Source organism: Comamonas sp. B-9 (assembly GCF_000410635.1).
In the GTDB taxonomy this organism is placed as follows: domain Bacteria; phylum Pseudomonadota; class Gammaproteobacteria; order Burkholderiales; family Burkholderiaceae_C; genus Comamonas.
In genome coordinates, this window is sequence record NZ_KE148633.1 from 2112 (window position 1) to 8743 (window position 6632).

Here is a 6632-nt window from a genome sequence, read left to right on the forward strand (position 1 = left end):
TTCACGTTCGCGGGCCGCGCGGTCGCGGTCACGTTCACGCTCGCGGTAGTAGCGGTCGTCGTTGTAGCGGTCCTGCACATAAATGGTTTGCGAGGGCTGCTGGTAACCATAGCCGTAACTGCCGCCATAGCTGCCATAGCCTGCATCGCTGTAGTAGCCGTCGCTGCCGGTGGCAACGCAGCCCGTGGTGGCCAGCGCGCCGAGCGCGATGGCAGCAATGCTGAGCAAGTGACGATGGTTCATATTCGAGCCTTTCTGGTTGTGTGGTGGCTTGGACGGGCTTTGGTGCCACAGGTCCAGCAATCGCGATTCCCAATGCTAACCGTTACACCCTCAAAACCGCAGACATGGGCCCATGTATGTAAAGACGTTTTTGCGGCCTTGGGGGTTGACGGCGGCATCACAGTCATGCTTTGTTTTTCCAATCTTTACAGAGCCGGTGGCGTGGCATGCAAAAGACAGTCGGTGGCAGGCCAGGCCTCTCTTTATCGGTGTCGGTACCGAAAAATTCGGTCCATGGCGGGTATCGGCGCTTCATTTGATGCAATGCAGCAATTGCAGGAATGCGTTGCATGCTGGCGCTTATATGCGATTTCAAACCCACTGTGTCGCTATTTTTACAGGACTTGTCCTAATACCGTCGTAGGCCGAGCTAGATAAAAAATCTCACTCACGCTATCGAGTTCGATGATGTACCGGATGTGCTTCCCCCATTACAAGTGGGCGGGGCGGCACATGCCGGTACCGGTGGCGCTTAACAGACGCTTTTGATGGAGTACGACGCAATGGATAAAAGTATCAAGGCTGCAGTGGCCATGGTGGTGGCCGGTATGGCCGTGGCTGCAAGCGCGCAAGAGGTGGTGAAGATCGGTACGATGAGCCCGCTGTCCGGTCCTCAGGCGCACTATGGCAAGGACAACGTCACGGGCGTGCGCTTTGCGGTGGAAGACCTCAACACCCAGGGTGTGACCATCGGTGGCAAGAAGATCAAGTTCGAAGTGGTGGCCGAAGACGATGCGGCGGACCCCAAGCAAGGCACGGCCGCTGCGCAAAAGCTCTGCGATGACAAGGTGGCTGCGGTCGCCGGTATCCTGAACTCGGGCGTGGCCATTCCCTCGTCCAAGATCTTCAACGACTGCGGTGTGCCCTTCATCACCGGCGCGGCCACCAACCCTGAGCTGACCCGCCCAGGCTACCCAGGTGTCTTCCGCATCATCGCCAACGACAACGCGCTGGGCGCTGCACTGGCGGGCTATGCGGCCGATACCCTGAAGCTCAAGAACGTGGCCGTGATCGACGACCGCACTGCCTACGGCCAAGGTCTGGCCAATGTGTTCAAGAAGGACGCGGGCGCCAAGGGCGTGAACATCGTGGCCTCCGAGTTCACCAACGACAAGGCCACCGACTTCATGGCCATCCTGACCTCCATCAAGGCCAAGAAGCCCGATGCGATCTTCTACGGCGGCATGGATGCGCAAGCCGGCCCCATGCTGCGGCAGATGGTGCAGCTGGGCATGACCAATGTGAAGTTCTTCGGCGGCGACGGCATCTGCACGGCCGAGCTGGCCAAGCTGGCCACCGGCACCAAGACCTTGGGCAATGTGGTCTGCGCCGACGGCGGTGCATCGCTGGCCAAGATGCCTGGCGGCACCGAATGGAAGAAGCGCTACGACGCCAAGAACCCTGGCGTGTTCCAGGTCTACAGCCCTTACTTCTATGACGCGACCATGCTGATCGTCGACGCGATGAAGCGTGCCGATTCCACCGATCCCAAGAAGTACCTGCCCGAGCTGCGCAAGTCCGAGTACAACGGCGTGACCGCGAAGATTGCCTTCCAGGAAAACGGCGAGCTCAAGGTGCCTCTGTACACGCTGAGCCACTACATCGACGGCAAGAAGACGCCTATTGGCGAGTAAGCTGCCGCTGGGCACCTGCAAGGGTGCCAATCCCTAGCCCCCAAGCCCGCCTAGGCGGGCTTTTTGCTGTGCCTCGCTTCATGCGCCAGCAGCCACTGCTTGCGCGCCAGGCCGCCTGCGTAGCCGGTGAGCGAGGCATCACTGCCGATGACCCGGTGGCAGGGCAGCACGATGCTGATGGGGTTGGCACCATTGGCCATGCCCAGTGCCCGCACTGCGGCCGGCCGCCCGATCTGCGCGGCCAGGCTGGCATAGCTGCGCGTGCTGCCCGCCGGGATGGCGCGCAAGGCCGTCCAGACCTGGCGCTGAAAATCGGTACCGCCCAGGGCCAGTTCCAGGCTATCTGGCGCCTGCAGCTCGCCATCAAAATACGCGGCCAGGGCATCTGCCACCGGCGCTGGCCGGACCGCGCTGCTGTGCATCTTCACATCGTTGCGCGGGTACTGGCGGCGCATCAGCAGGGCCATGCGCGCCTCATAGCCCTGCCAGTCCAGCGCCCGCAGGCGCTGCTGCTCGTCGCAGAGCAGCAAGATGGGGCCTTGCGGGCTGGGGATGTGGGAGAGCACGAAGTTCAGCGGGGCCATGGTGGGATGGACTGGGGTGCGTTGATATCGCAGTGTAGAGCGCTGGCGCCTTAGTGAAGGCGGGCAGGCTAAAGCGGTAAAACTAGACGCATAACAAGTTACCTGCGCATCAAAAACCTGGGTGACGGTGTTTGTATCGCCGCCCCTCTACAATCGGCCGGCGAGCTGCAGCAGGCTGGGTCCCTTCAGGGCCTTGCCGGCAGCGGCTCAGCGTTATTCTCAGGGCGGGGTGCAATTCCCCACCGGCGGTATCTGGCTTTGAGGAGCCAGGAGCCCGCGAGCGCTTGCAAGGCCCACGGCCGCGCAAGGTCAGCAGATCTGGTGCGATGCCAGAGCCGACGGTCACAGTCCGGATGAAAGAGAATCGCGCACAGCTTATAGCTGCCCTGCGCCGGTGCGCGCAGTGCTGCCATGGGCTTGCGCGCGCCCTGATTCAGGTCATTGAAGGACAGCAAAACCATGAATCAGCATTCCAGTATTTCTTACTCCATCAACAAGGCCGCACGCCTGGCGATTGTCAGCGCGCAATGGCATTCGGACATCGTGCACCAGGCGCGCGATGCCGCCCTCGCCGAGCTGGCCCAGCAAGGCTGGCGCGCCGACCAGATCGACCTCTACGATGTGCCCGGCGCCTTCGAGATCCCGCTGCTGCTCAAGCGCCTGGCCCAAAGCGGCCAATACGCCGGTCTGATGGCCTGCGGTCTGGTGGTCAATGGCGGCATCTACCGCCATGAGTTTGTGACCACCGCCGTGATCGATGGCCTGATGCGTGTCCAGCTGGACACCGGCGTGCCGGTGTTCTCGGCCGTGCTGACGCCACGCGACTTCCATGACTCGCAAGAGCACCATGAGTTCTTCCACCAGCATTTCGTGAAGAAGGGCGCCGAGCTGGCCCGCGCCTGCGCCACCACCGTGCAGCTGCACCGCAAGCTCGAAGAGCAGCAATTGCAGCAGCTGCAACCGCAAACCCTGGCGGCCTGACCGCCTCCAACAGCGTGAACTAAAGGGTTTTCCCTGGCCATCATGGGCAGCTAACTGTTTTTTGGCACACTGGCGAGCCGCTCTCCGTTTTGGAGTTGCGGCTTTTTTTATTGCAATGACCGATTCCGCATCTTTGACCCGCCGCCAGGCCTGGCTCGGCGTGATCGCCCTGGCCATGGGCGCCTTTGTTTTCAACACCACCGAGTTTGTGCCGGTGGGCCTGCTCAGCGACATTGGTGGCAGCTTTGGCATGGGCACCGAGCAGGTGGGTCTGATGCTGACCATCTATGCTTGGATCGTCGCGCTCACCTCGTTGCCCTGCATGCTGATGACCAAGAACATCGAGCGCCGCAAGCTGCTGATGGGCGTGTTTGCGCTCTTCATCCTGAGCCATGGCCTGTCGGCCGTGGCCTGGAACTACGCCACCTTGCTGATCAGCCGCATGGGCATTGCGCTGGCGCATGCGGTGTTCTGGTCGATCACCGCATCGCTGGCGGTGCGCATTGCGCCGCAGGACAAGCGCCCGCAGGCACTGGGCCTGTTGGCCACCGGCACCACCTTGGCGATGGTGCTGGGCGTGCCTCTGGGCCGCATGGTGGGCGAGGCGCTGGGCTGGCGCACCACCTTTGGCATCATCGGCGTGCTGGCGCTGGCCGTCATGCTGGTGCTGTGGCGCATGCTGCCCCTGCTGCCCAGCGAGAATGCCGGTTCGCTGCGCAGCATTCCGGTGCTGTTCAAGCGCCCGGCGCTGTCGGCCACCTATGCCTTGCTGATCCTGATGGTGACGGCCCAGTTCACCGTCTACAGCTATATCGAGCCACTGATCCAACGCGAGGCGGGACTCAACAACCAGGTCACCACCTGGGTGCTGCTACTGTACGGCGGCATGGGCATTGTCGGCAGCATCTTGTTCAGCAGCTTTGGCATGCGCTGGCCGCGCGGCTTTTTGCTCTCTGCGATGGCCGTGCTGACGGCCTGCCTGTGGCTCTTGCTGCCCAGCACGCGCTGGCCGCCTGCGCTCTACCTGGTCTGCGCCGTCTGGGGTGTCGTCATGCTGTGCATGGTGCTGCCGCTGCAGGCCAAGGTGCTGCGCCTGGCCTCGGATGCCACCGATGTTGGCATGTCGCTGTTCTCGGGCATTTTCAATATTGGCATTGGCGCGGGCGCCTTGCTGGGCAGCCAGGTGGGTATGCATGCCGGCCTGCACTACCTGGGCCCGGTCGGCGGCAGCATTGCCGTGCTGGGGGTGCTGTGGTGTGCCTATGCCGGCTGGAAGTGGCGCAGCAGCTTTGCCCCCGCAGGCGCCGAGGCGCGCATCGTGCCGCACTGAGCGGCAAGCCAGCGCCAGCAAGCCAGCGCCTTCACCTGCCTGGCACCGCCTCTGTGCCGGGCATTTTTTTGCCTAGCGTTGCACGGCTGGGGGCGATCGGCGCAGGTAGATCCAGGCATCGAGCGCCAGCAGCAGCAACAGGCTGCAGCCCAGCACCGGCAGCAGCCAGCCCAAGGCCGTGGCAGCCAGCAACAGGGCCAGCGCTGCCGTACGCGGCAACTGGCGCCATTGGTGGACCAAGGTCAGCTGGCCATGCAGCCACTCGCGGCTGCGGCCCGGACGCTTGCGCCATTGCAGCCAGCCGGTCACTGCCATTGCGACAATGCCGGCGCCCAGCAGCACCAGCACCGCCTGGTTCAGCACACCCCAGCTGCCCATGTGCAGGTCAATGCCCCAGCGTGTCAGCTTGGAGGCCAGCGGGTAGTCGCTAAAGCGCTTGTGGTCCAGCACCTGGCCCTGCACCAAGTCTATGGCCAGCGCATCGACCTCGGTCGGCCAGGATCGGTTGATCTCGGTCACCGTCCAGGCCTTGCCGGCGGCGGCCGGCGGCCGGATCTCCAGCTTGGCTGATGCCAGGCCGTGCTGGCGGGCCAGTGTCAGGGCGGTGTCAAAGTCCTGGGGCATCGCGCCCATACCGGCCATAGCCATCGGGGCGGCCTGGTGCTCGGCATGGTCCGCATGCGGGTCGGCTGGGTGGTGGTGGGCATGTGCGCTGCTGGCGTCTGTGCCCAGGCTGGTGTTCAGGCGCGGCGTTTGCCAGCCCATCTGCTGCAGCGCCTGGCCAAAATGGCCACCGGCCCAGCGCGACCAGGTCAGGCCCGTGGCCGACAGAAACAGCAGGCCCACCAGCAGCCACAGGCCCAAGCCATGGTGCCAGCGGCGGAGGCGAGGATGGGCCACCTGGGCGCCGGCCCGCTGCGGGCGCGACAGCCACCACAGTGCTACACCGCCCAGCGCAGCCACCCACAGCCAGGATGCCGCCAACTCGCTGTAGGTGCGGCCCCATTCGCCCATCAGCAACTGGCGGTGCAGCAGATCGAGCTGCTTGCGCAGCGGCAGCACGCCGCTGGTGCCATAGACCGTCAGGTCGCCTTGCAGCGCCAGGGTATAGGGATTGACAAAGAGGCTGCGGTACTCGGAGGGGCCCAGCGCCGCATCGGCCACCATCACGCGGGTGCTGCTACGCGCATCGGGCGCTGGCCGCACAGCGACCACGGCAGCGGGTGCGGGCAAGGACTGTAAGGCGGCTTGCAACTGGGCGGACAGCGGCTGCGCCTGGGCGCCAGGTGCTGGCGCGGCCTGCAGTGCGCTGCGGTAAAGCTGGTTTTCCAGCTGGGGCGTCAGCGCATACAGCAGGCCGGTAGCAGCAGCGACCACGATGAAGGGCGCGACCAGCAGGCCGATATACAGATGCAGTCTGCGGATCAGCAGCTGCCAGGTTTTGCGGGAGGAGGGAGGCATCCAGGATCGTGGTTAGCGCATTGCGCGGCGCAGCGCAGCACTGCTCCAGTCCACCGCCATGCTCAAAAGCAGCATGGCGATGATGACAGTGCTGGCCTGCGCGTAGTGGAACAGCGAGAGTTCGAAATACAGCAGCTGGCCCAGGCCGCCAGCGCCGACAAAGCCAAGGATGGCCGCCATGCGGATGTTCATCTCCCAGCGGTACAGGGTGTAGGCCAGCAGCTGCGGCGCGGCCGCTGGCAGCGTGCCGTAGCAAAAGGCCAGCAGGCGGCTGCTGCCGGCCAGGCGCAGCGCCCGGGCGGGGGCTGCAGGTGTGTTCTGCAAGGCCTCGGCATAGAGCCGGCCCAGCACGCCGGCCGT

General features: G+C 64.2%; 6 protein-coding genes, 1 pseudogene and 1 riboswitch. Of the genes and pseudogenes, 3 read left to right on the top strand and 4 right to left on the bottom strand.

Translation table 11 applies throughout. The features are described 5' to 3' along the window. A pseudogene (locus H928_RS32510) lies at window positions 1-243 on the bottom strand (hypothetical protein); the annotation flags it as partial. A gap of 542 nt (window positions 244-785) precedes the next feature. Between H928_RS32510 and H928_RS0118140 the strand changes: the two are divergent. Beyond that, window positions 786-1916: a branched-chain amino acid ABC transporter substrate-binding protein gene (locus H928_RS0118140; protein WP_021027775.1), complete on the top strand. Its 1131-nt coding sequence runs from the start codon at window positions 786-788 to the stop codon at window positions 1914-1916. 50 nt (window positions 1917-1966) lie between these two features. Here the strand turns inward: H928_RS0118140 and H928_RS0118145 are convergent, their stop codons facing one another. Continuing rightward, window positions 1967-2500, bottom strand: coding sequence for a methylated-DNA--[protein]-cysteine S-methyltransferase (locus tag H928_RS0118145; protein WP_021027776.1), 534 nt, complete (start codon window positions 2498-2500; stop codon window positions 1967-1969). Between the two features lie 211 nt (window positions 2501-2711). Then, window positions 2712-2869: riboswitch (FMN riboswitch) on the top strand. Window positions 2870-2959: 90 nt separating this feature from the next. On the opposite strand from H928_RS0118145, the gene H928_RS0118150 reads away from it, so the two are divergent. Beyond that, on the top strand, window positions 2960-3481 hold the full coding sequence (locus tag H928_RS0118150; RefSeq protein ID WP_021027777.1) for a 6,7-dimethyl-8-ribityllumazine synthase: 522 nt from the start codon (window positions 2960-2962) through the stop codon (window positions 3479-3481). A 115-nt stretch (window positions 3482-3596) separates the two neighbouring features. Beyond that, complete coding sequence (locus tag H928_RS28690; protein ID WP_021027778.1) at window positions 3597-4811, top strand: sugar transporter; 1215 nt, start codon at window positions 3597-3599, stop codon at window positions 4809-4811. Window positions 4812-4883: 72 nt separating this feature from the next. Here H928_RS28690 and H928_RS0118160 read toward each other — a convergent pair whose 3' ends face one another. Beyond that, entirely contained in the window at window positions 4884-6272 is a 1389-nt protein-coding gene (locus tag H928_RS0118160) for a PepSY domain-containing protein (RefSeq protein WP_021027779.1), read from the bottom strand. Between the two features lie 12 nt (window positions 6273-6284). Next, on the bottom strand, window positions 6285-6632 hold a 348-nt coding region (locus H928_RS0118165; RefSeq protein WP_021027780.1), incomplete at its 5' end, for an ABC transporter permease.

What these genes read in the sequence shown, in the direction of transcription:
- H928_RS0118140 (WP_021027775.1), top strand. Translation starts at nt 786, where the DNA reads ATGGATAAAAGTATCAAGGCTGCAGTGGCCATGGTGGTGGCCGGTATG.
- H928_RS0118145 (WP_021027776.1), bottom strand. Translation starts at nt 2,500, where the DNA reads ATGGCCCCGCTGAACTTCGTGCTCTCCCACATCCCCAGCCCGCAAGGC.
- H928_RS0118150 (WP_021027777.1), top strand. Translation starts at nt 2,960, where the DNA reads ATGAATCAGCATTCCAGTATTTCTTACTCCATCAACAAGGCCGCACGC.
- H928_RS28690 (WP_021027778.1), top strand. Translation starts at nt 3,597, where the DNA reads ATGACCGATTCCGCATCTTTGACCCGCCGCCAGGCCTGGCTCGGCGTG.
- H928_RS0118160 (WP_021027779.1), bottom strand. Translation starts at nt 6,272, where the DNA reads ATGCCTCCCTCCTCCCGCAAAACCTGGCAGCTGCTGATCCGCAGACTG.